The organism is Pseudonocardia alni, assembly GCF_002813375.1.
Taxonomy (GTDB): Bacteria; Actinomycetota; Actinomycetes; order Mycobacteriales; family Pseudonocardiaceae; genus Pseudonocardia; species Pseudonocardia alni.
On the sequence record NZ_PHUJ01000003.1, the window covers coordinates 3,437,633 to 3,460,439 of the forward strand.

Annotated in this window: 19 protein-coding genes; 6 read left to right on the plus strand and 13 right to left on the minus strand. The window is 75.4% G+C overall.

Annotated features, from left to right (window positions below):
- Positions 1-3: 3 nt before the first annotated feature.
- The 7 genes from ATL51_RS17040 to ATL51_RS17070 all read right to left on the minus strand — a co-directional run bounded on the left by ATL51_RS17040 (position 4) and on the right by ATL51_RS17070 (position 6,661).
- On the minus strand, positions 4-645 hold the full coding sequence (locus ATL51_RS17040; RefSeq protein WP_100879167.1) for an energy-coupling factor transporter transmembrane component T family protein: 642 nt from the start codon (positions 643-645) through the stop codon (positions 4-6).
- A complete protein-coding gene (locus ATL51_RS17045) occupies positions 642-1,319 on the minus strand; it encodes an energy-coupling factor ABC transporter ATP-binding protein (protein WP_073573784.1) in 678 nt (225 codons plus the stop codon). Before ATL51_RS17045 ends, ATL51_RS17040 begins: the two co-directional genes overlap by 4 nt.
- A complete protein-coding gene (locus ATL51_RS17050) occupies positions 1,316-2,443 on the minus strand; it encodes a thiolase family protein (protein WP_100879168.1) in 1,128 nt (375 codons plus the stop codon). Before ATL51_RS17050 ends, ATL51_RS17045 begins: the two co-directional genes overlap by 4 nt.
- Positions 2,440-3,762 carry an AMP-binding enzyme gene (locus ATL51_RS17055; RefSeq protein WP_100879169.1) on the minus strand — a complete coding sequence of 441 codons (1,323 nt, stop codon included), beginning with the start codon at positions 3,760-3,762 and terminating at the stop codon, positions 2,440-2,442. Before ATL51_RS17055 ends, ATL51_RS17050 begins: the two co-directional genes overlap by 4 nt.
- Positions 3,759-4,340: a biotin transporter BioY gene (locus tag ATL51_RS17060; protein WP_073573787.1), complete on the minus strand. Its 582-nt coding sequence runs from the start codon at positions 4,338-4,340 to the stop codon at positions 3,759-3,761. Before ATL51_RS17060 ends, ATL51_RS17055 begins: the two co-directional genes overlap by 4 nt.
- Before the next feature lie 69 nt (positions 4,341-4,409).
- Entirely contained in the window at positions 4,410-5,933 is a 1,524-nt protein-coding gene (locus ATL51_RS29475; RefSeq protein WP_100879170.1) for a bifunctional UDP-2,4-diacetamido-2,4,6-trideoxy-beta-L-altropyranose hydrolase/GNAT family N-acetyltransferase, read from the minus strand.
- A gap of 2 nt (positions 5,934-5,935) precedes the next feature.
- A complete protein-coding gene (locus tag ATL51_RS17070; RefSeq protein ID WP_301549061.1) occupies positions 5,936-6,661 on the minus strand; it encodes a glycosyltransferase family protein in 726 nt (241 codons plus the stop codon).
- Positions 6,662-6,739: 78 nt separating this feature from the next.
- Here ATL51_RS17070 and pseB point away from each other — a divergent pair, with 78 nt between their 5' ends.
- From pseB to ATL51_RS17085, 3 genes are read left to right on the plus strand one after another with little or no spacing between them, the layout of a single operon-like run.
- Positions 6,740-7,723, plus strand: coding sequence for a UDP-N-acetylglucosamine 4,6-dehydratase (inverting) (gene pseB / locus ATL51_RS17075; protein ID WP_100879171.1), 984 nt, complete (start codon positions 6,740-6,742; stop codon positions 7,721-7,723).
- Positions 7,723-8,853, plus strand: coding sequence for a DegT/DnrJ/EryC1/StrS family aminotransferase (locus ATL51_RS17080; protein WP_100879172.1), 1,131 nt, complete (start codon positions 7,723-7,725; stop codon positions 8,851-8,853). The genes pseB and ATL51_RS17080 overlap by 1 nt, the downstream gene beginning before the upstream one ends.
- A gap of 13 nt (positions 8,854-8,866) precedes the next feature.
- Positions 8,867-10,267 carry a lipopolysaccharide biosynthesis protein gene (locus ATL51_RS17085; RefSeq protein ID WP_157818402.1) on the plus strand — a complete coding sequence of 467 codons (1,401 nt, stop codon included), beginning with the start codon at positions 8,867-8,869 and terminating at the stop codon, positions 10,265-10,267.
- 9 nt (positions 10,268-10,276) lie between these two features.
- Here the strand turns inward: ATL51_RS17085 and ATL51_RS17090 are convergent, their stop codons facing one another.
- Positions 10,277-11,344: a hypothetical protein gene (locus ATL51_RS17090; RefSeq protein ID WP_100879174.1), complete on the minus strand. Its 1,068-nt coding sequence runs from the start codon at positions 11,342-11,344 to the stop codon at positions 10,277-10,279.
- A gap of 84 nt (positions 11,345-11,428) precedes the next feature.
- Here ATL51_RS17090 and ATL51_RS17095 point away from each other — a divergent pair, with 84 nt between their 5' ends.
- Entirely contained in the window at positions 11,429-12,316 is an 888-nt protein-coding gene (locus ATL51_RS17095; RefSeq protein WP_100879175.1) for a glycosyltransferase family 2 protein, read from the plus strand.
- Here ATL51_RS17095 and ATL51_RS17100 read toward each other — a convergent pair.
- Positions 12,309-13,871: a hypothetical protein gene (locus ATL51_RS17100; protein ID WP_157818403.1), complete on the minus strand. Its 1,563-nt coding sequence runs from the start codon at positions 13,869-13,871 to the stop codon at positions 12,309-12,311. The two genes, ATL51_RS17095 and ATL51_RS17100, sit on opposite strands and share 8 nt — an antisense overlap.
- A 118-nt stretch (positions 13,872-13,989) precedes the next feature.
- Here ATL51_RS17100 and ATL51_RS17110 point away from each other — a divergent pair, with 118 nt between their 5' ends.
- Positions 13,990-14,385 carry a VOC family protein gene (locus tag ATL51_RS17110; protein WP_073573793.1) on the plus strand — a complete coding sequence of 132 codons (396 nt, stop codon included), beginning with the start codon at positions 13,990-13,992 and terminating at the stop codon, positions 14,383-14,385.
- A 4-nt stretch (positions 14,386-14,389) separates the two neighbouring features.
- On the opposite strand, the gene ATL51_RS28305 is transcribed toward ATL51_RS17110, so the two are convergent.
- The 4 genes from ATL51_RS28305 to ATL51_RS17135 form a co-directional block, all read right to left on the minus strand.
- Positions 14,390-16,234, minus strand: a complete 1,845-nt coding sequence (locus ATL51_RS28305; protein WP_167410008.1) for an arabinofuranosyltransferase — start codon at positions 16,232-16,234, stop codon at positions 14,390-14,392.
- A 2-nt stretch (positions 16,235-16,236) separates the two neighbouring features.
- Positions 16,237-17,001, minus strand: a complete 765-nt coding sequence (locus ATL51_RS28690) for a class I SAM-dependent methyltransferase (RefSeq protein ID WP_073573795.1) — start codon at positions 16,999-17,001, stop codon at positions 16,237-16,239.
- 27 nt (positions 17,002-17,028) lie between these two features.
- Positions 17,029-19,245 (minus strand): DUF6541 family protein, encoded by a 2,217-nt coding sequence (locus ATL51_RS17130; protein ID WP_100879179.1) that lies wholly within the window; start codon positions 19,243-19,245, stop codon positions 17,029-17,031.
- A gap of 134 nt (positions 19,246-19,379) precedes the next feature.
- Positions 19,380-21,464, minus strand: a complete 2,085-nt coding sequence (locus tag ATL51_RS17135) for a DUF6541 family protein (protein ID WP_100879180.1) — start codon at positions 21,462-21,464, stop codon at positions 19,380-19,382.
- Between the two features lie 109 nt (positions 21,465-21,573).
- On the opposite strand from ATL51_RS17135, the gene glf reads away from it, so the two are divergent.
- A complete protein-coding gene (gene glf, locus ATL51_RS17140; RefSeq protein WP_100879181.1) occupies positions 21,574-22,800 on the plus strand; it encodes a UDP-galactopyranose mutase in 1,227 nt (408 codons plus the stop codon).
- Positions 22,801-22,807: the final 7 nt, after the last annotated feature.

A 22,807-nucleotide genomic window follows, 5' to 3' on the forward strand; every position in this document is an offset into this window, starting at 1 on the left:
AGGTTAGTCCATCCCTCGGGATCCGGGTCGGTCGTCGGGTTCCTCGTCGCCCCACCCGCGCGCGGCGAGTGCCTCCCCGAGCGCGTCCGCGTGCCGCAGCGTCCGCACCAGGAACGGCACCGCGAACGCCGTCGGGGAGCGGTCCGCCCCGCGCGCCTTCGCCGCGGCCCGGACCTGCCCTGCGATGCCGGACAGCGTCCCGATCGACTGCACCGTCAGCCCGACGAGAAGGCCGAGGCGTTCGGGTGCGAGACCGAACCGGCGCAGCGGGCCGAGTCCCCGCTCCACGGCGCCGACCAGGTCGTCCACCCGGGTGGTGAGGGTGAACAGGGCCGCCGCGCCCATCGCGGCGACCAGCCGGAGCACGATCACCAGCGTCCGTTCCGGCCCGAGCAGCCACCACTGGACCGCCCCGAGCAGCACGGCCAGCAGCACCAGCGTGCGCAGCACCGGCCGGGCCCGGTGCCACGGGATCCGGGCGACCAGGTAGCCGGCGGCGACGGCCAGGCACAGCCCGCCGAGCACCCGCGGGTCCTCGGTGAGCACCGCCCCGACCGCGAGGGCCAGCACCACGAGCAGCGACGGCCCGGCGGGCGCCCGGTGCAGCAGGCTGTCACCGGGCGCGTAGAGCCCCAGCGGGGTCACGAGCCGCAGAGCCTGCGGTAGTACGCGACGGCCGGACCGGGCTCGTCGTCGGCGACGACCCGCCCGCCGTCGAGGACGACGACGCGGTCGAAGCCCGTCAGCAGGTCCAGGTCGTGCGTGGCGAGCAGGACCTGCTGGCGCAGCCCGGCGAGCCGGTCGGCGAAGGCGCGCTTGTTGCGCAGGTCGAGCAGGGTGGTCGGCTCGTCGCAGACCAGCACGTCCGGATCCAGCACGAGCACCGCGGCCAGCGCGAGCAGCTGCTTCTGCCCACCGGAGAGCTGGTGCGCGGGGTGCTCGACGTGGTCGCCCAGCCCGAACCCGGCCAGGGTCTCCGCGGCGAGCCGGGCGCGCTCGGCCCGGTCGCGCACGGTCCGGCGCAGCGAGAACGCGACGTCCTCACCGGCGGTCGGCATGACGATCTGGGAGTCCGGGTCGCTGAAGACGAACCCGACCCGGCGGCGGACGGCGGCACCGTCGCGGGCGGGGTCGCGGCCGTCGACGCGGACGCTGCCCGAGCTCGGTGCGACGAGCCCGTTCACGGTCCGGGCCAGCGTGGACTTGCCGGAGCCGTTCGCGCCGACCAGCGCGACCCGGGGCTCGGCGAGGGTGAGGGTGACGCCGTCGAGGACGGTGCGCTCGCCGTAGCGGTGCCCGACCGCCTCGAACTCGATCACCGGACCACCCGCCAGCTCGTCGCGACGCCGAGGCCGCCGCCGGAGGACAGCGCCGCGATCCCGGTCTCGCCGCGGTCCTGCACGACGAGCCGGTGGAACAGCCGCACGACCAGCACCGCGCCGGAGGCGCCCCAGGGGTGGCCGAGCGCGATCGCGCCGCCGTCCGGGCTCACCCGCTGCTCGTCGATCCCGGCCGCGTCGAGGCAGGCCAGCGCCTGCCCGGCGAACGCCTCGGTGAACTCGACGGCGTCCGGGGACTTCGGCCGGTCGCGGAGCGCGGCGAGGGCGGGGACGGCGCCCAGACCGAGGTCGGCCGGGGGGCAGCCCCGGGTGGCGGCCGAGACCAGCGCGAGGCCGGGCACGCCCAGCTCCCGGCGTCGCCACTCCGGCACCAGCGCGACGGCGGCGGCCCCGTCGTTCACCCCGCAGGAGTTCGCGGCGGTGTGCACGCCGCCGGGAGTGAACGCGGGCCGGAACCGGGCGAGCCGCTCGGGGGCGAAGCGGTCGCGGGGACGCTCGTCGGTGAGCACGGCACCGACCGGGACCAGCTCGTCGTCGAAGCGGCCGAGGCGCTGCGCGTCGACGGCGCGGGCGTGGCTGCGGGCGGCGAACGCGTCGAGCCGCGCGCGGGAGAGGCCCGCCCGGGTGGCGACGTCGTCGGCGGCGGGCCCCATGTCCGGGTCCGGGTGACCGGCCGGGGCGAACGGCGCGCGGGTGTAGACGGTGCCGTCGGCCCAGGTCCGCGTGGGCGCGGTCGACGGCGACTCGGCGCCCCCGGCGAGGTAGCCGGCGCCGTCCCCGGCGCGGATGCCCGCGGCGGCGAGAAGGATCGCGGCCAGCCCGCTCGCGCACTGCCGGTCCACGGTCAGGCCGGGCACGTCGTCGCCGAGCCCGGCGGCGAGCGCCGCGACCCGGGCCGGGTTGCCGCCGGGGCCGAAGACGTTGCCGAGCAGCACGTCGTCGACCGGGCCGCCGAGGGTCCCGGCCAGCGCCGCGAGGACGGGCGCGGCGAGCGCGTCGACGGTCACCGCGCGCAGCGCGCCGCCCGCGGTGCCGATCGGGGTGCGCCGCGCGGCGACGACGACCGGGGTGTCGGCCGTGGTGTCGCCGCCGGGGCCGGTCACTCGGGGTCCCCGAGCGGGACGGCGTCGAGGGTCCCGTCGCGCAGTGCGGCGTCGACGGCGGCGCGGGCGGGCTTGCCCGAGCCCAGCCGCGGCAACGCCCGGGTGACCAGCCAGCGGCGCGGCCGCTTCGCCGGGGACAGCCCGGCCCGCGCCGCGGCGCGCAGCGCCCGCCGGTCCGGGACACCGTCGCGGGCCTCGACGACCGCCGTGACCACCATCCCCAGCGACGCGTGCGGGGTCCCGGCGACGACGACGTCCCCGACGCCCGCGACGCCGCGCAGCACCTGCTCGACCTCCTCGGCGGCGACCAGCGTGCCGCCGGAGGAGATGGTGGTGGCGGCGCGGCCGAGGACGGTCAGGCCGCCGTCGTCGGTGAGCTCGGCGCGGTCGCCGACGGTCGTCGGACCGGGGCCGGCCGGGAGGAGTGCGCCACGGATGAACCGGCCGTGCACCGACTGCGGGCTGTCCACCCACAGCACGTCGTCGCGCACGGTGAGGTGCACGTCCTCGACCGGGCGCAGCGGGCCGTCGTCGCGGCGGGTGGCGATCAGCGAGTGCTCGGCCGAGCCGTAGTACTCGAGCAGCGTGGTGCCGGGCAGCAGCCGCGCGACCCGCTCCCGCATCCCCGGCGCGACGTGCGCGCCACCGCACACCACGACCCGTGGCGCGGGGCCGCCCGGGCGGCGCTCCCGCTCGTCGAGCAGGGCGCTGAGCTGGGCGGGGACGAGGTGGACCGAGCCGCCGTCGGGCAGGTCGGTCGGGTCGAGCCGGCCGCGGGTGACCAGGCCCAGACCGTGGTGCAGCGCGTGCAGCGCCCCGAACAGGTACAGCGTCGAGGACGGCGGTCCCGGCACGAGGACCGGTCCGGGCAGCGCACCGAGGATGTCGAACCCGATCCGCCAGGAGCGCCGGTCACGGGCCAGCACGGTGGGGACACCGGTGCTGCCCGAGGTCGTCGGGAGCAGGAACAGCCCGGGCGTCCGCGCTCCGCCGTCGGCGGTCGCGGCCCGGCCGTCGGTGCCGACGACGTGGTGCGGCGCGGCGTCGGCGAGCACCGCGTCGCGTTCGCGGCCGGTCCAGCCGGCGTCGGCCAGCAGCGACGCCGCGCCCAGCCGGTCCGCGGCGAGCAGGTAGGGCAGCACCGCCCAGCGGGCCCGGGTGGGGGTGTCGAGCACGACGCGTTCCCCGGCCCGCACCCCGAGCCGGGCGAGGCGCTCCCCGGCCGCGGCGACGGCGTCGGCGAGACCGCGCGGGAGCCAGGGGGCGGGGACGACGGGCGCGGCCGCGTCGTCGGCGGTCTCGCGTTCCGCCCCGCTCACCGGACCCGGGGCTCGGACGACGCGGAGCGGACCGGCAGCAGGTCCGGCAGGGCCCGGTGCACCAGCGACGCGATCAGCGCGGCCAGCACGATCTTGATCAGGTCACCGGGCACGAAGACCAGGGACTGCACGATCCCGCCGGTGACGTCGCCGATGTAGACGCCCAGCCACGGCATGCCGATCACGTAGTCGGCGAGCAGCCCGGCCAGGCAGGCGAGCAGCAGCACGGGCAGCGACCGCGACCGGAACCGCGCCACGACCAGGCCCGCGACCAGCGCGGACAACAGCCAGCCGACGAGGAACCCGCCGCTGGGGCCGAAGAACGCGGCGCCGTTGCGGCCGCCGGACAGCAGCGGCAGCCCGACCGCGGTGAGCACCAGCAGCAGCGCGACCGAGGCCGTGCCGAGCCGCCACCCGAGGATCACACCGGCCAGGATCGGGCCGACGTTCTGCAGGACGATCGGGACCCCGGCCACTCCGGCGAAGCCGGGGAACAGCCCGAGGACGGCGATGAACGCGGCGAACACGACCACGCGGGCGAGGTCGGCCGCGGGGAGCGCGGGACGGGATCCGGACACGCGCGAAGGGTAGGTCACATCGGTGTGCCGGAGGGGTGCCGTGCGGGTTGCGTCACGACACCCGACCGGTCACAGCACGCGGTGCAGGGTCCGGAAGCCGTCCGCGTCGGGTCCGGTGGGGTCGCCGTAGCCCGCACGGGCGAACAGCCGGGCCGAGGCGTCGTTGCCGGTGTGCACGACGGCGGTCACCGGGGTCCCGGCGCCGGTGCGGGCGCGCAGCGCGTCCTCCCCGGCCCGCAGCAGCGGCCCGGCGAGACCCTCCCCACGGCGCTCCGGCGCGACCGTGATCGACACCTCCCAGGCGGCGTCCGCGCGGTCCCAGCGGACGGTGCCGACCGGGCCGCGGGCGTCGTCGACGACCAGGAGCAGCCGGTCGTCGCGGTCCAGCGACCCGGCGAGCCAGCGGCGGTGCGTCGCGAGGTCGACCTCGTCGTGGCTGCGCGACCAGCGCCGGGTGCCGGGGTCGTTGCGCCAGGCCAGGAGGAGCTCGGCGTCGCCCGCCCGGGCGGGGCGGGCGCGGAGCACCCCGGCGAGCACCCGCTCCTCGGCGGCGACGCGTGCCTCCCGGCCGGAGGACGTGCCCACCGCGGTGGCCAGGGCGTCCACGACCCGGCCCGCGCCCTGGCCGTCGACGACGGTCGCGGCCCGGCCGGCGAGCGCGGCGCGGGCGTCCGGGCCGGTCAGCAGGGCGCGCAACACGGCTGCGGCTCCAGCCGGGTCGGTGAGGTCCCCGGGCCCGCCCAGCCCGGCGGCGGCACCGGCGTCGACGACGGTGCGGTAGCCCTCGGTCTGGTTGTCCGCGGCCCGGACCAGCGCCATCGGGACGCCCACGCAGCACAGCTCCCACACCGTCGTCCCGGCCGCGCTGACGACGAGGTCGGCCTCGGCCATCGCGGCGGGCAGGTCGGACAGCGGCGGGACGGCGCGGAACGTGGCGGGCCCGCCGGCGGGCAGGTCGAGGGGCCGCCCGCCGGGGACGACGACGTCGACCGCGGCGGGGGCGTCCGCGGCGGCGAGGGCGGTGACCACCCGGGGCAGCAGCCCGGCGGCGTCGGTCCCGCCCATGACGACCAGTACGCGGAGCGGCCCGGTGCCGGGGGCGTCGGCGGTGCGCAGGGCCCGCCGGGCGCGGGCACGGCGGGCCGCCAGCCGCAGCGGGGCGTAGCCGGGGCCGCGGAGCAGGACGGGGGAGCCGTCGTCGGGGCGGGCGTGGTCGTCGGCACCCATGTTGGGGTCGACCACGACGTCGCCGGGACGCCGGCCGGTCGCGAAGTCCTCCACCGTGGACAGCACGACCCCGGCGTCGTGCAGGGCCGGACGCAGGTCGTCGCCGAGCAGGTAGTGGTCGACGTGCACGGCGTCGATCCGGTGCTCACGGGCCAGCGCAGCGAGTCCGCCGGCGGTGTCGGCCGGGGGCAGGACGGGTCCGGGCTCCCGGACCAGCCCGGACCACAGCCAGTCCAGCCCGTCGAGCCGTCCCGACCAGGACACCTCGTGCCCGGAGAGCGCCGCGGCCTCGGCGACCGCGGCACACCGGACGGCGTGCCCCACCCCCGTCGACGGCCCGGCGTCGCAACGCAGCAGCAGACGCACGGTCAGCCCTCGGCGAGGGACTTCTGGCGGACGTGCGCGTTGCGCTCCACCAGGTCGGGTCGTGACCGCAGCACCGCCACCACCGACCGCCAGTCGCTCCGGCCGCCCAGTGCCTCCACCAGGCCCTGCAGGGCGTGCAGGTCGTCGGCGGTGTCGAGGGTGACGCGCAGGTCGTCGGCCGCCGGGGCGACGACGAGCCCGAGGCAGCGGAACCGCTCCGGGGCGCCGTAGAGGCCCGACGTCACGTGGATCCGGTCGTGGCCGGTCGCGGTGCCGGCCAGCTCGCGCAGCGCACCGGTGCGCGCCAGCTCGACGTCGAGGCCGCGGGGCAGGGTGCGCACCAGGGTGGTCGCGACGTAGTCGTGGCCGGGGGCGTCCCGCCAGGTCGCGGCGACCAGCGACACCAGCGCCGGGTCGAGCAGCGGGCAGTCCGCGGTCAGGCGCACCACGGCGTCGCAGGGGTGCTCGTCGGCGGCCTGGACGAAGCGGGCGAGCACGTCGTCCTCGGAGCCGCGCACCACCGGGGCGCCGAGCGCCGCGGCCCGCTCGGCCACGGCGTCGTCGCCCGCGGCGGTCGAGGTCGCGACGACCACCCGGTCGACGCCCTCGGCGGCACGGGCGGCCGCGACCACCCGGTCGAGCACCGGTGTCCCGCCGAGATCGGTGAGCACCTTGCCCGGGAGCCGCGTCGACCCCGTCCGCGCCTGGATGACCGCGTTGACCCGCACCCGTACCTGCTTCGATTCGTCCGGTTGAGCGCGTGCCATCATGCCGGGCGGAAGAAATTCCGCAGATCTGGAGGCGTGATGTCGGTACTCAAGGGCTCGTCGGTCCTGGTCACGGGCGGGACGGGGTCCTTCGGGAAGGCCTTCGTCCGCACCCTGCTCGACCGCTACGAGCCGCGGCGGCTGGTGATCCTGTCGCGTGACGAGCTGAAGCAGTACGAGTGCCGCTCGCTGTTCGAGAACGACCCGCGGCTGCGCTGGTTCCTCGGCGACGTCCGGGACCAGCCGCGCCTGCGCCGCGCGATGCACGGTGTCGACTACGTCGTGCACGCCGCCGCGCTCAAGCAGGTGGACACCGCCGAGTACAACCCGTTCGAGTTCATCCGGACCAACGTCGAGGGCTCGCAGAACGTCGTCGAGGCCGCGATCGACGCCGGGGTGAAGAAGGTCGTCGCGCTGTCGACGGACAAGGCGTCGAGCCCGATCAACCTCTACGGCGCCACCAAGCTGTGCGCCGACCGGCTGTTCGTGAGCGCGAACCACTACGCCGCCGCCTACGAGACCCGGTTCGCCGTGGTCCGCTACGGCAACGTGCTCGGCAGCCGCGGCTCGGTGGTGCCGCTGTTCAAGCGCCTCGCCGCCGAGGGCCAGTCGCTGCCGATCACCGACAAGCGGATGACCCGGTTCTGGATCACCCTGCCGGACGCGGTGCAGTTCGTCATCGACTCCTTCGACGCGATGCAGGGTGGCGAGCTGTACGTGCCACGGATCCCGTCGATGCGGATGACCGACCTCGCCGAGGCCATCGCCCCCGGCGCCGCGACCCACGAGATCGGGATCCGGCCGGGGGAGAAGCTGCACGAGGAGATGATCGCCGCCGACGACTCGCGGCGGACCCTCAAGCTGGCCGACCGCTACGTCGTCGAGCCCTACATCGCCGGCTGGGGCTACACCTCCCCGGCCGACGGGGAGCCGGTCCCGGACGGGCAGGCGTACCGGTCGGACACCAACGACCTGTGGCTCTCGCCCGAGCAGCTGCGCGCGATGGTCGAGGCGCTCGACTGATGCTCCCCTACGGCCGGCAGTCGATCTCGTCGTCCGACGTCGAGGCGGTCACGGCGGTCCTCGGGACCGACTGGTTGACCACCGGCCCGGCCGTAACCCGGTTCGAGGACGACCTCGCCGCGGTCTGCGGGAACCCCGCGGTGGCCGTGACCAGCGGGACCGCGGCGCTGCACGTCGCCTACGCCGCGGCCGGGGTCGGCCCCGGCCAGGACGTCGTGGTCGCCCCGCTGACATTCGTGGCGACGGCGAGCGCCGCGGCGCTGCTCGGCGCGAACGTCGTGTTCGCCGACGTCAGCCCCGACACCGGCAACCTCGACCCGGACGCGGCGAAGGCCGCGCTCACCCCGGACACCACCGTCGTGGCCGGGGTCGACTACGCGGGCCACCCGATCGACGCGGAACCGCTGCGGTCGCTGGCACACGAGGCAGGGGCCCTGCTGCTGGAGGACGCCGCGCACTCCGTGGGCGGCACCTGGCACGGGCGCCCGGTCGGTGACCTGGCCGACCTGACGACGCTGAGCTTCTTCCCCACCAAGAACCTCACCACCGCGGAGGGCGGCGCGGTCGTGTCCCCGAGCTCGGACCTCGTCGCGGGCGCCCGGTCGTTCCGCAACCACGGCCTCGTCCGCGACCGGGACGCGCAGCGTTTCCCCGACGAGGGGCCGTGGCACCAGGAGGTGCACGCGTTCGGGCTGAACTACCGGCTGCCCGACCTGCTCGCCGCACTCGGGTCGTCGCAGCTCACGCGGCTGGCCGCGTTCACCGCGCGGCGCAGGGAGATCCACGCCCGCTACGACGCCGCGCTCGCCGACGTGCCCGAGGTCCGCACCCCGGTCCGCCGCGACGGCGCCGAGCCCGCCTGGCACCTCTACCCGCTGCGCGTGCTCGACGGCCGCCGCCGCGCGCTGTTCGACCACCTGCGCGAGCGGGGCATCGGGGTGCAGGTCAACTACATCCCCGCCTACTGGCACCCGGTGTTCGCCGACCTCGGCTACCGCCGCGGCCTGTGCCCGAACGCCGAGGAGTACTACTCGCAGCAGCTCTCGCTGCCGCTGTTCCCCGATCTCACCGATACCGACGTGGACCGGGTCTCCGCCCTGGTCCGGGAGTTCTTCGGGCACTCCGCGTGAGGGAGACGTGAGCGTGGACGCCAGCCGGGAGGTACTCGGGCGCGGCTCGCTCTACACCCTGGGCAGCGTCGCCCCGATCCTGGCGAACGTCGTCGTCACGCCGTTCGTCACCCGGCTGCTGGGCGACGCCGAGTACGGCGTCGTCGCGGTCGGGCTGATCCTGGTGCAGGTCGGCGCGATGGTCGTCGGGTTCGGCCTGGCGTCGTCGATCACCCGGCACGGGATCCTGGAGAGCTCCGGCGCCGACGGCGCGCGGGCGCTGGTGCTGCAGGGCAGCGCATTGTCGCTGGTCGTGGTCGTGCTCGCGGTGCTGGCCGGGCCGTGGTGGAGCGGACCGGTGCTGTCGGTGCCGTGGCGGGCCGGGCTGGTCTTCGCCGGGCTGGCCGCGGCCGGTTTCGTCGTGGTGCTCAACGCCCAGGCGTTCCTGCGTGTGCAGGACCGGCCGGTGCCGTTCGTGGTCATGTCCGGGGTGGCGACGCTCGGCGGCCCGCTCGCCGGGCTCGCGCTCGTCGCCTGGCGGGCGAGCGACGCCGACGACTACCTGTTCGGCCTGCTGCTCGGCTACCTCGCCGCCGCGGTGACCGGGCTCGTGCTTGCGCTGCGCGGCGGCCGCCCCCGGACGGCACGCGGCGACTTCGGCCGGGCGCTGCGGATCGGGCTGCCCGCCGTCCCGCACCTGGTCGCGCTGCTACTGGTGCAGAACGCGCTCGTGCTGATCGTGAACCGGTACTTCGGTGTCGCCGACGGCGGCCGCATGCAGATCGCGCTGCTGCTCGGCTCCGCCCCCGCCATGATCGTCTCGGCGTTGAACAACGCCTGGGCGCCGGTGATCTACCGGACGCCGCCCGAGGCCCGCGGCGCCGCCCTGGAACGCACCGCCCGCGACGTCGGCGTCGTCACCGCCGCCCTGGCCGGTGGGGTCGCGCTGCTCGCGCCGTTCCTGCTGCGCATCCTCGCCCCGGCCTCGTTCGCCCCCGAGCAGCTGGTGCCGGTCACCGCGGTCGCGACGCTCGGCGCCGTGGTCAGCGTCGTCTACCTGGCCAACGTGCACCTGGTGTTCGCGTCCGGGCGCAGCGGCGGGCTGGCCTTCGCGAGCCCGGTCAGCCTGGTGCTCGGGGTGGTCGCGGCGGTGCTGCTCGCCCGGACCGGGTCGCTGACCGCCGTCGCCGCCGGGTTCCCGCTGATCTATCTGGCCCTGGCGGCCGGGACGTCGCTGCTGCGTCGCAGGGTGTCGCCGACCCGCTGGCGGGAGGCGGTGCTGGCCGGGCCGCTGGCCGTCGGCGTCGTCGTGTGCGGGGCCGGCGTGCTGCTGCCGTCCGAGGGCGTCCTGTGGCTGTCGGTGCGGTTCGTGCTGGCCGCGCTGCTCGGGGTGGCGCTGCTGGTGCTGGTGCGCCGGATCTTCCGGCCGGCCTGACCGGCGTGGTCAGGCGTCGAGGGGCTCCTCGGTCGTGACCGGCGTGGGCAGACCGCCCGGCAACGGCTTCGGCAGCGCGGCCAGCGGGTGACGCAGCCACAGCAGCGGGTTCGAGCTGCCGGCCGACATGGCCTGCGTGCTGGCCTTGGAACGCTTCGTCAGCCCCAGCACCATCGCGGCCTTCGCCAGCGGCGACGCCGCGTAGTACTGCAGACCCGGCCCGACGCCCGGGGTGCGGCCCCAGCCGAGCACGGAGCGCAGCGCAGCGGGGTCGAGCAGGTGCTCGGCGCCGAGCTCACGGCGGGCCAGCGCGGTCGCGGCGACGTCGGCCTCCGCGGCGCCGGTCTCCGGGCGGGCCCCGTCGGTGGGATCGACCGTGTGGAACTCCGGCCAGGTCGCGCGCAGCTCGTCCACCGCCGACGACGACTGGGCCCCGAACGTCAGCGGGTCCCCCCACACCGCGGCCGGGGTGCCGACGGCGGCCGCGTACAGCACGGCCGTCGACAGCCGGTTCGACGAGACCCGGCTCGCGTTCCCGACCAGGTGCATGATCCGCAGCAGGAAGTGCGGGTCGTCGCGCCGACCGGCGGTGACCAGCGTGTGCCCGGCGTCGCGCCAGGCCGTGGTGATCTCCGGGTCGGTCATGTCCTCGTGGTGCAGGCACACCGTCGACGGGCCGTCGACCTTCGCGACCTGACGGGCCAGGTCGGCGTGCGCGCCGGTCACCCGGACCAGCCGGGTGCCGTGGAACGGGACGAACACCGGCCCGAGCCGCTCCGACGGCGTCCACCCCTGCGCGCGCAGCAGCGCCTCCAGGTAGAGCACCGGGGCGCCGACCGGGGTGGTCGTGCGGTCCTCGTCCGCGGGGGACCAACCGCGGCAGCCGTGCGACCACACCAGCAGACGTCGCTGCCGGGGGTCGGTGCCGACCTTCGGGAAGTCCGCGAAGTGCGCGGCGACGGGCGAGACCGCGGTCCAGCCGTGCTGCAGCAGACCGGCGATGTGCCGGGGCCGGGACAGTCCGGCGTAGGCGGCGAGGACGGCCGAGTGGCCGTAGTAGTGGTTCTGGATGTCCATCGCCGTGCTCCGGGTCGTGGCTGGTGTCGTGGCTGGTGAGGCCGGGTGATCCTAGCCAGGGGCCGCCTCGCTACCGTCGGGTGCGTGCCCGTCGACGTGATGCTCCCCTTCTACGGCGACCCGGAGCTCCTGCGCCGTGCGGTCCGCAGCGTCCAGGACCAGCGCCGTACCGACTGGCGGCTCACCGTCGTCGACGACGGCTACCCCGACGACACGATCGGCCCCTGGTTCGCGGGCCTGGGCGACGACCGGATCCGGTACCACCGCAACCCCGAGCGGCTCGGCGCGCAGCCGAACAACCGGTACTGCATCGAGGCGGTCGAGCTGCCGTACTTCGTGATGATGGGCGCCGACGACCTCATGGAGCCCGACTACCTCGACACCGTCCTCGCGCTGCACGAGCGCTGGCCGGACGCCGCGGTGGTGCAGCCGGGCGTCGCCGTGATGGACGCCGACGACCGCCCGGTCCGCCCGCTCGCCGACCGGGTCAAGGCGCTGCTCGCACCGTCCGGGTCGGGCCCGCGCCCGGTCGGTGGCGAGGACCTGCTGGTGAGCCTGCTGCGGGGGAACTGGCTGTACAACCCGTCGCTGTGCTGGCGGACCGACGCGGTGGCGCGGGTCGCGATGCCGGAGTCCGCGGACGTGTTCGACCTGGCGCTGCCGGTCGCGGTGATCGCCGACGGCGGCACGATGGTCGTCGACGACCACGTCTGCTTCCGCTACCGGCGCCACCGCTCCAGCGACTCGGGGTCGGGCGCGGTCGCCGGGAATCGCTTCGCCGAGGAGCGCCGCTACTTCGCGGCGGAGGCGGACCGTATGAACGCCCGGGGGCTGCCCCGGGCCGCCCGCGCCGCCCGGGCGCATGTGTCGTCGCGGCTCAACGCCGCCGTCCAGCTGCCCGGCGCGGTCCTGCGTCGCGACGCCGCCGCGCTGCGCGCCCTCGGCGGGCACGTGCTGGGGCGCCTCAGCTGAGCCCGAGGACCCGCTCCAGCCAGCGGGAGTAGCCGGGGTCGAGCCGGGCGTCGGTGACCGCGCGGCCCTCGGCGAGGCGCCGGTCCAGCGCCGTCCGGACCTGCGGGGCGACGTCCGGCGTCGCGAACACGAGCTGGAAGTACTCCGGGCGCATCTGCGCGACGCCGACGAGCTCGCGGCCGGCGAGGACCGGAGTCAGATCCGTCCGCCACGACGCGGCCGGCGGCCTGGGCGAGGAACTGGTGACGACCACCACGGACGGGTCGTCGGCCTGCAGGACCTCGGTCGGGTCGGCGCCGTGCGCGATCCGTCCGTCGTTGAGGCCGATGTAGTCGGTGGCGGTCCATCCGGAGAAGTACGGGATGGCCCCGGCATCGGACACCGCGACGGTCCGTCGGTCTGCCGGCAGGTCGGTGTCGGCCAGGGCGAGACCGACGGCGATGTGCGCGCGCCGGAGGTCGTCCCCGTAGTTGACCATGCTGGGGCCGTCCGGTGCGAGGAGGCCTGCAACCGTCGTCCAACCGACGGCGACCACCGCCGCTCCGGCTGCGACCCGGCGCAGGTCGACCGTGTCCAGCGCCCACGCCGCGGCCAGGCACACCAGCGGGAACCCGTGCCAGGCGAACCGGGACAGGTAGTCCATCGCCGGTGCGGACAGGGCCGGGATGATCCACAGCGCGGTGCAGCTCGCCAGCACCAGCGCGGCCGGGCCCGCGGTGCGCGACCGGAACAACGCGGCGACTGCGAACGCGAGCAACGGCAGCAGGGTCGCGGCTGTCAGCTCGATCCACCGGCCGTCGGTCGTGGCCTCCACCCCGACCTTCACGTAGAAGGTGTTCGGCAGCGGATGGCCGTAGTAAGCCCATCGCGCGGCCACGTAGCCGGCGCCCAGTGCGCCGCCCCCCGCGGTCCACAGCCAGGTCGACCTCCGGGAACGGCGCAGCCACAGCCACACCAGCAGCGCGGGGCCCACGCCGAGGACTCCGTCGGGGCGGAGGGTTCCCGCGAGCAGCAGCAACGCCGGCATCTCCCAGGAACTGACCACGACGTCCGGGTCGCGCAGCAGCCGCGCGGCGAGGACGACGGCCCGCAGCACGACCAGCGCGAAGGGTGCGGTCTCCAGCCCCGCGTCGACGTGGACCCAGGTCGGGAGGAACAGCACGAAGCTCCCCGCGGCCACCACGGCGCCGCTGCGGGTGCGAGGCTCGGTGACGAGCACCCACACGATCGCCGCCGCACAGGCGGCGGCGGTCAGCTTCGACACCACCGGCAGCGGTACACCGAGCCACACCCACGGCGCGTGCCACACCATCCACGCGAAGTTGGTGAAACCCTCCACCGGAGTCCGGCCCGGGTTCCAGATCGGCCCGAACCCGTGCGCGAGGTTCGCGCTGTACCGGTAGGTGATGTAGGCGTCGTCGACGGTCACCGACCAGCACGCCCACACCCCGACGGCCAGGGACGCGAGGGCAGCGGCCAGGAGGATCCTGCGGTCCGGGGAGAGCCGGCCCGTGTCCTGGCCGCGGTCCGCAGCCTGTCGGCGCGCGCGCAGCATGGCCGCCAGTGTTCCGCGAACCGCGTCGGGCCGTGGCCCGAATCGGTCACAGTCACGCGCGGACGTGGGTCGTGGCCTGCACCGATGAGTTCCGTCCCGCGCCGCGGTCGTACCGGGCATGAGCACACCCACGCAGCGCCCCACCACCCTGAACAACATCGGCGTCGTCATGTTCACCGTCGCCGACCAGGACACCGCCCTGGACTTCTACACCCGTGTGCTCGGGTTCGAGGTCCGCGGCGACACCCGGTTCGGCGAGAACGACGAGTACCGCTGGCTGGAGGTCGCCCCGCCCGGCTCGACCGCGCGGCTCGCGCTCAACCCGCCGATGTTCGACGAGCCCGGTGGCAGCGCCATCGGTGTCGAGACCCCGGACCTGGCCGCCGAGCACGCCCGGCTGGCCGAGCTCGTCGCGGACATGGAGCCGCTGCCCACCGAGGACACCCCCGGCGCGCCGCGACTGTTCATGCTCCGCGACCCGGACGGCAACGTGATCACCGTCGTCGAGGTCTGAGCCGTCAGGGCACCGGGGGCACCCCGGCCCGGACCAGCACCGCGTAGGGGCCGACGTCGCGTCGCTGCCAGGCCGGGTCGTCGAACAGCTGCGGGGCGAACACCGCGGGCTCGGCGCCCTGGCGCGGGTCGGGGAACCGGTCCTGCGACAGCGGCAGCCGCAGGGTCCCGTCGGCGGCCCGGTCCAGCACGAACACCGACGGTGCCCGCTCCGGGGCCCGGTCCAGCGCGTCGAGCAGCTGCGCCGGTCCGGCCGCGGCCGCCCAGCGACGGGCCTCGTCGGTGCGGGCCGGGTAGTCCGCGAGCGGGTTCGCGTACTGCGGCTGCGACGCCTGGAACGCGAAGTACGGCACGTAGCTGAGCAGGGTCGCGTTCGCGCTCGCGACGACGACCTCCCGCGGCGGACGGCCGGTCAGACCGTCGATCGTGCTGCGCAGGTCCCCGAGCCAGGCGTTCGCGTCCGCCGGGTCCCGCGAGCCGTCGGGCCGCGTCCCGTCGGGCCGGTAGTCCTGGGCCGTCCCGGTCCACCCGTAGTCCTGCGGGACGGACTGCACCTGCCCGACGACGACCGCCGCGGCCAGCGCCGTTGCCACGGCCGCGCAGGTCCCGGCACGGACACCCCGGTCGCGCAGGACGCCGGCCAGTGAGGCGACCGCCCACACCGCACCACAGGCCAGTGCCGCGGTGAGGATCGGCTGGATGCGGAACGCCAGCAGCGTGCTGCCGAACGCCAGCGCCGCCGTCGACAGCAGGTACCAGGCGTAGCCGCAGGCCACGGTGATCCCGAGGCCGCGGGCGACCGGCGAGGAGCGGAACCGCGCCACGATCCACACCGTGCCCAGCAGGCACAGCGCCCCGACCGGGGTCGCCTCCAGCATCGGCAGCGGCCAGCGCGACCCCGCCTCGGCGAGGAAGTGCTGGCCCGCGCTGTAGGTGGGCCGCCCGGCCGAGGCCAGCAGGTACGGCAGCCAGTGCACCAGGGCCGTCGGTAGTGCCGCGGCGACGACCACGACGATCGTCACGGCGAGCGTCGCGGGCCGGGTCGTCCGCGTCACCAGGCCGTCGACGGCCAGCACCGTGAGCACGAACCCGGCGAACACCAGGATCTGGGTGTGGGTGACCGCGGCCAGCCCGAGGACGAGACCGACGAGCAGCGCCGTCCGGACCCACGAGCCGCCGTTCCGGCGCACCAGCCGCAGCCCGAGCACGGCCAGCGGCGGGACGAGCGCCGCGGTCAGCCAGGAGTACGGCGAGTACGCGGCGAGTGTCACGAACCCGGCGAGGGTGGTCGCCACGGCGGCCCCGACGGCCCGCGGGCGGGACGTCACCAGTGCCCACAGGGCGTAGGTCAGGACGGCGGTGACCGCCAGCGTCGCGATCGAGAACGGCTTGTGGAACGCCCAGGCGTCGACACCCAGCAGCGCCGCGGCCCGCCCACCGAGCCAGAACCACGCGGCCGGGTAGTACGGCGGCATGTCCGCGTAGGCGAAGTCCGCGAGGCGCGCCGAGTCCGCGAACCGGGTCAGGAACGCGACCCGGAACTGCTGGTCGCCGCCGACCCCGAACAGGTAGTGCGGGGTGTTCGCCAGGAACAGCGTGAGCGGCAGCGCGGGCAGCGCCGCCAGCCCCACCCACGCCAGCGGCGCGGCGACGAGCGGCGACCGGTTCCACGCGGCGGCGGCCAGCACCGCGGCGACGAGCGCACCACCGGTCGCGGTGAGGGCCAGCCCGACGTTCGACCCGGCCGGGACCGTGATCCGGTCCGCGAGCAGCAGCCCCGCGGCGACGACCCCGACGGCGACGACCGGGCCGACGACCAGGTCGGCCGCGGCGAGGAGCCGTCGCGCCACGGTCAGGGCTGCTTCTTCACGGCGACGACGAGGAACGCCTTCGAGATCGCCCACAGCGCCGGGAAGCGGCGCAGCGCCGAGACGCCCAGCGAGTACAGCCGCGACCCGCCGCCCTCGGCCAGGCTGACGTCGCCGGGCACGGTGAACCGGGCGTCGAGGTCGGGGCGGCGCGCGAGGAGCCGGCGCATCCGCAGGTAGCTCGGGGCGTAGCTGGCGTCGGTGTAGTCGCTGCCGCGCCCGGACCAGCGCAGGTAGCGGGTCGCGAGCGGCAGCGGCAGCCACGCCAGGAACGGCAGCGCGTAGTGCGCCTCGATCGGCCACCACCGGTTCGGCACCAGGATGTAGGCGACGCCGCCGGGCCGCAGGCAGGACGCGATCCGCTCCAGCGCGTCGGGCTGGTCGTCGAGGTGCTCCAGGACGTTGTCGAGCACGGCGACGTCGAAGGAGCCGGCGTCGTCGCCGTGCCCGAACTCGCCGATGCCCTGGACACGGAACGTGAAGTTGTCGGCCCCGCCCTCGGCGGCCAGCCGGGTCGCCTCGGCGGCCAGCGCACCGTTCGGCTCGATGCCGACGACCTCCCGGCACAGACCTGCGAGCTCCAGTGCGGTGTAGCCGTAGCCGCAGCCGAGATCGACCACCCGTGCGTCACGGAACGGCAGGTCGAGGAAGGGTTCGGTGGTGATCGCGATCTGCCGGGCGAACCCGGTGGCGAGCGTCCGCCGCTCCACCATGCGCAGGGAGCGTTCGTACTCGGGGAGGTCGGTCACGTGGTCTCCGTCGAGGGCGTCGGGGGGTCACCCACCGTACGGGGACGGGGGCGCACCGTCCGGACCGGGCGGGGCGAACGCCTGCGCTCCGGGGGGCACCGGCGCGCCCGGGGCGCAGGCGGTGAGCCGCCACAGCTCCTGGCCCCCGCCCGTCGCGACGAGCTCGAACCCGGGCACCGGCGCGATGTCGTGCAGCCCCGGGTACCAGCGGGCGCCCCCGTGGCTCGGCCAGAACGTGATCGGCCCCGTCAGGAGCCAGTCGACGCCGAGGTCGGCGGCCGCCGTGCAGATCGTCGGGTCGGTCCCGACGTCGCGGAACCGGGTGGCCAGCAGGATCTGCTCCGGGGTCCAGTTCCCGATCAGATGCGGGAACAGCACCCGGCGCCCGGTGAGCGGGAACAGCAGGGAGTTGCCGGTGAACGGGTCCGCGGCCACGACGTCGTCGGGGCCGACGATCCGCCCGACCTCGTCGAGGAACTCGCGCTGCCCCGGTTCGAGGATGGCGTCCGACGGCCGCTGGTACGGCCCGGCCAGGACGTCGGCGTGCGTCGCCACCGACATCCCGCCGGTCGTGGCGACGACCACCGCGAGCAGCACCGCCGCGAGCGCGGGCGCGACCACCTGCCGACGGGCCGGCGCCGCGGTGGGCGGGATCCGCAGCAGCACGTGGCGCAGGACCGACGCGACGGCGCACAGCCCGACCACGGCCAGCACGGCCCCGGTGACGGGCACCATCGCCGCCAGCCGGTAGGAGTCGTTGTACCAGGCACCGGTGAGGGCGGCGGAGGTCGTGCCGTCGTCGGCCGCGGCCAGCACGTACAGCGCGCCGGAGGCGACGTGCGCGGGAACCAGCCACGACGTCGCGACGTGCCGCAGCGCGGCCACCGCGCCGATCACGACCAGAGCCGACAGCACGACGAGGTCGGGACGGCCGTTGGAGGAGTTGAACAGCACCTGACCGATCGCCGTCGGCACGTCGGTGAACGCGGGCCAGTCGAAGCTGCGCACGCCGGCGGTCAGCGGTGAGGCCGTCATGAACCACAGGACGGCGGCGACGATCCCGGCGACGCCGACCGTGGCCAGCACCGGCTGCCAGAACCGGCGGGTGAGCAGCCGTCGCCGGGCCAGCACGCCGATGCCCCACAGCACCGGGAACAGGCCGAGCACCGCGAGGCTGAACAGCGCGTTCGGGTGGGCGAGACCGAGCGCGGGCAGGGTCAGGACCAGGGTGGTCGCCGCGCCGGCCGCGCCGATGACGCTGCGCTCGGCCACCCCGACGACGGCCAGCAGCAACGTCAGGTACCCGGGCAGCAGTGCCACCCCGAGCAGGTTCGGCCACAGCACCCCGAACGACATGAGCGCCCACGGCAGGGCGGTGAACCCGGTGGCCAGCACCGGCGCGACCAGGGCGGCACCGGGCGAGGGGCCCATGACCTGGCGGCTCAGCGCCGCCACGGACAGCGGGAACACCACCCCCGCCACGACCCAGGCCGTCAGGTTGGTGGCGACCGGGACCCCGCTGCCGGACAGCATCGCGACCAGCGACACGAGGTCGTGCCAGCCCGCCGGGTACAGCGCCACCGCCGAGGACGGGTTCGTCAGCGAGCCCAGCGTCAGCGACGACGCGTCGCCGGACTGCAGGATGTGGGCGACGGCGTTGTAGTGGAAGACGCCGTCGTAGGTCGAGGACAGGGCGTCCACCGGGCCGAACCCCAGCACCACCGTCCACCACGCCAGCCCGGCGGCGACGACGACGCCGGCCGCGGCGGCCACCCCGGCCCGGCGGCCGTCGGTGCCCGCGCGCTGGGCGGAGGTCCGCCACACCTGGGGCATCGCGGTCGTCATCGGTTCGGGGCGCTTCGCGAACCGGCCCCTCGGGGCGCGGACGCGGGCCAGCGAGGCCCGGATCCGCCGGCCCGGGGTCCACGACCGCAGCGCCGTCCGCCAGCCCCGGTGCAGCGCGCTGCCGGCCGGGCGGCGGGCGACGAAGGCCCGGAACAAGCCGCCGAGCAGCGCGAGCACGACCGCGACGCCGAGCGGCACCCACGGCCCCCAGCGCACCCCCACGAGCGGCGCGAGCACGGCCGAGGACGAGACGACCGCGGTCGACACCAGCGGGGACAGGCCCCCGGCGGTGATCCCGCGGACCCCGCACGCCCGCAGCACGAGCAGACCGGGCCCGACCACCCAGAACACCGCGACGAGTGCGGTGGGCAGCGCGGACAGCCAGGTGGGTCCGGCCATCGAGGTCGCGCTCCTCTCCCGGCGCCGAACCCGGAGCCGTCGACGACCCACCGGACCCGATTCCCCGGCGCTGGCCGGTCTCGGAGACTACCGGCGGTCGTACGGCCCCGCCGGTCCCGTGCCCGACCGGGTGATCAGGACCCGACGACCCGGCCCGCGTCGCAGGCGGTGATGCGCCACAACGCGTTGTCGCCGTCGCGGGCGAGCAGCTCGAACCCGTCGGCGTCGGCGAGGTCGTCAAGCCCCGGCCACTGCGTGGCCAGCGGGTCGGGCTGCCAGAACGTGGGCGGCGCCGTGATCACGTAGCCGGTGCCGGTCTCGGCGACGGCCGCACAGACCGCCGGGTCGTTCGAGGCGTCCCGCAGCCGCTCGGCGATGATCCGCTGGTCCGGGGACCACACCCCGGTGAGGTGCGGGAACAGCACCTGCCGGTCGGTGAGCGGCCACAGCATCGCGGTGCCGGCCCACGGGTTCTGCGCCACCACCGCGTCCGACGGCAGCAGGTCGCCCGCCTCGCGCAGGAATCGGGCCTGCTCCGGGCCGACCAGCACCTCCTCCGGGGTCTGGTAGATCGCGGCGAGCGAGTCGATGTGCGAGCGCTGGTAGAGCCCGCCCGAGGTGACGACGACGGCGATCACCCCGATCGCGACGAGTACCGCGGCCCGGGGCCGGGGCAGCCCGGCGACGGCGGGCGCGGCCCGGGTGAGGCGGTCGCGGACCAGGCAGGCGAGGGTGCGGGCCAGCGAGCACAGCGCCACCAGGCCGAGCGCGGCCAGCGGGGCCGCGGTCACCGGGACGAGCGCGGCGATCCGGGGCGAGTCGTTGTACCAGACCCCGGTCCACACCGAGGACCACGTGGTGGCGCCGACGACGTAGAGCGTGCAGACGAGCAGGTGCGCCGGGACCAGCCAGGACGTGCGGGCCCGGCGCAGCGCCCACACCGCCCCGGCCACCGTGAGGACCGCGATCGACCAGGCCGGGGCGTTGTCCTCGGGGTTGTGCAGCACCGCGTTCCACACGGCGTCGGTGACCGAGACCTCCGGCTCCCAGTAGTAGCCGCGGATCCCGTCGAGGGCGGGGGAGACGAACATGAACCAGGCGACGCCGCCGAGCGCGGCGAGCACGACCGGTACCGCGACGACCGCGCGCGCCGTGGGCCACACGCCGCCGCGCAGCCCGCGGCGCACCGCGCCCGCGAGGCCCCACAGGATCGGCGGCACCGCGACGACCACGGCGCCGAACAGCGCGTTCGGGTGCGCGAACCCCAGCGCGACGACGGCGGCCCCCGCCGGGAACCAGCGCGCCACCCGTCCCGGGGGGTACGGGCCCGGCCGGGCGGGTGACACCGGGTCCGGCCCGAGACCCGGCCGCGCGGCGAGCGCTGTCGCGGCCAGCGCGGCCGGCACCAGCGAGACGCCCAGCAGGTTCGGCCACAGCGCGCCGTAGGTGACCAGCGTCCACGGGAACGCGACGAACCCGAGCGCGAGCACCGGCGCGGCCAGCGCGGCACCGGCCGAGCGCCCGACCAGGGTGCGGACCAGGAAGAGCACCGACAGCGGCCACACCAGCAGCGTGGTGACCAGCGCGACCACGTTCGACGCGACGACGATCCCGCCCGGCCCGGTGGCCAGCGGCGCCACCAGCGAGACGACGTCGTGCCAGGCCGCGGGGTAGAAACCGGGGGAGTTGACCAGGCCGCCGACGGTGAGCGACGACGCGTCGTGCGTCCCGAGGATCCGGGCGACGGCGTTGTAGTGGAAGTTCGCGTCGAAGGTCTGGGACAGCGCGTCGGGACGGTCCATCCCGCGCAGCACGGCCCGCAGGCCCAGCACCGCGGCGATCGTCAGCCCACCGAGCGCGGCGAGCCCGGTCCAGCGCCGGTCGGGTCCGCCGCGGAGCAGTGTCCGGACCGACTCCCCGGCGGCGTCCCGCACCACGGTGGGCCGCGGCAGCAGCGGGCGGCGCAGCACCAGCCGTCGCACACCCACCACGAGCAGCGCGAACGCGGCCGCCGCGGTGACCGGTGCGGCCCCGCTCCAGGGCACGCCGAGCATGCTCGCGCCGACGGCGGACCCGGCGATCACGCCGACCGACAGCATCGGGGCGGCGCCCCAGGCGGCGATCCCGCGCAGGCCGGCGGCGAGGCCGACGACCAGCCCCGGGAGCGTGACCCAGGCAGCGGCCAGCAGCACGAGGGGGACGGCGGACAGCCAGCTCACGCCATCTTCTCCTCGGGCCACGACGGTGCCGGATACGTCCGCTTCTCCGACCTGCCTGCGAGGGTACCGAAGCCGCCGGGTGCCCCGGATCACGCCTGCCCTACCCTCGATGGCCGTGAGCGTCGACAGTGCCGACCTGAACGGTTACGACCTGAGCAGCTACGACCTGATCGTCGTCGGGTCCGGGTTCTTCGGACTCACCGTGGCCGAGCGCGTCGCCGACGGCCTCGGGAAGCGCGTCCTGGTCCTGGAGCGCCGGAACCACATCGGCGGCAACGCCTACTCCGAGGCCGAGCCGGAGACCGGGATCGAGATCCACCGGTACGGCGCGCACCTGTTCCACACCTCGAACGAGCGCGTGTGGGCCTATGTCAACCGGTTCACGAGCTTCACGAACTACCAGCACCGCGTGTTCGCCCGGGTCGGCGAGCAGGTCTACGCGTTCCCGATGAACCTCGCGCTGATCAACCAGTTCTTCGGGAAGGCCCACACCCCCGACGAGGCGCGCTCGCTGATCGCCGAGCAGTCCGCGGAGGTCGAGACCGGGCAGGCCGCGAACCTCGAGGAGAAGGCGATCTCGCTGGTCGGGCGCCCCCTCTACGAGGCCTTCGTCAAGGGCTACACCGCCAAGCAGTGGCAGACCGACCCCACCGAGCTGGACGCCTCGATCATCACCCGGCTCCCGGTCCGCTACACCTACGACAACCGCTACTTCAACGACACCCACGAGGGTCTGCCGACCGACGGGTACACCGCGTGGCTGGAGCGGATGGCGGACCACGAGAACATCGACGTCGTCCTCGACACCGACTACTTCGCGGTGCGCGAGCAGCTGCCCGCCGACGCGCCGGTCGTCTACACCGGACCGCTGGACCGCTACTTCGACCACGCCGAGGGCGAGCTGGGCTGGCGCACCCTGGACTTCGAGATGTCGGTCGAGCCGACCGGCGACTTCCAGGGCACCTCGGTGATCAACTACAACGACGCCGAGGTCCCCTTCACCCGGATCCTCGAGTTCCGCCACATGCACCCCGAGCGGGACTACCCGAAGGACAGGACGGTGATCGTGCGGGAGTACTCGCGCTTCGCCGAGTCCGGGGACGAGCCGTACTACCCGATCAACACCCCCGACGACCGGGCGAAGCTGGACCGCTACCGCGAGCTGGCCCGCAAGGAGACCGCGAACCGGAACGTGCTGTTCGGCGGGCGGCTGGGGACCTACAAGTACCTCGACATGCACATGGCCATCGGGTCGGCGCTGACGATGTACGAGAACCGCCTCGTCCCGCACTTCACCGAGGGGCGCCCGCTGTCGGGCACCGAGGCCGAGGACTGATCACGGA

What these genes read in the sequence shown, in the direction of transcription:
- glf (WP_100879181.1), top strand. Translation starts at nt 21,574, where the DNA reads ATGGCCGTGAGCGTCGACAGTGCCGACCTGAACGGTTACGACCTGAGC.
- ATL51_RS17130 (WP_100879179.1), bottom strand. Translation starts at nt 19,245, where the DNA reads ATGGCCGGACCCACCTGGCTGTCCGCGCTGCCCACCGCACTCGTCGCG.
- pseB (WP_100879171.1), top strand. Translation starts at nt 6,740, where the DNA reads ATGTCGGTACTCAAGGGCTCGTCGGTCCTGGTCACGGGCGGGACGGGG.
- ATL51_RS17080 (WP_100879172.1), top strand. Translation starts at nt 7,723, where the DNA reads ATGCTCCCCTACGGCCGGCAGTCGATCTCGTCGTCCGACGTCGAGGCG.
- ATL51_RS17110 (WP_073573793.1), top strand. Translation starts at nt 13,990, where the DNA reads ATGAGCACACCCACGCAGCGCCCCACCACCCTGAACAACATCGGCGTC.
- ATL51_RS17090 (WP_100879174.1), bottom strand. Translation starts at nt 11,344, where the DNA reads ATGGACATCCAGAACCACTACTACGGCCACTCGGCCGTCCTCGCCGCC.
- ATL51_RS17100 (WP_157818403.1), bottom strand. Translation starts at nt 13,871, where the DNA reads ATGCTGCGCGCGCGCCGACAGGCTGCGGACCGCGGCCAGGACACGGGC.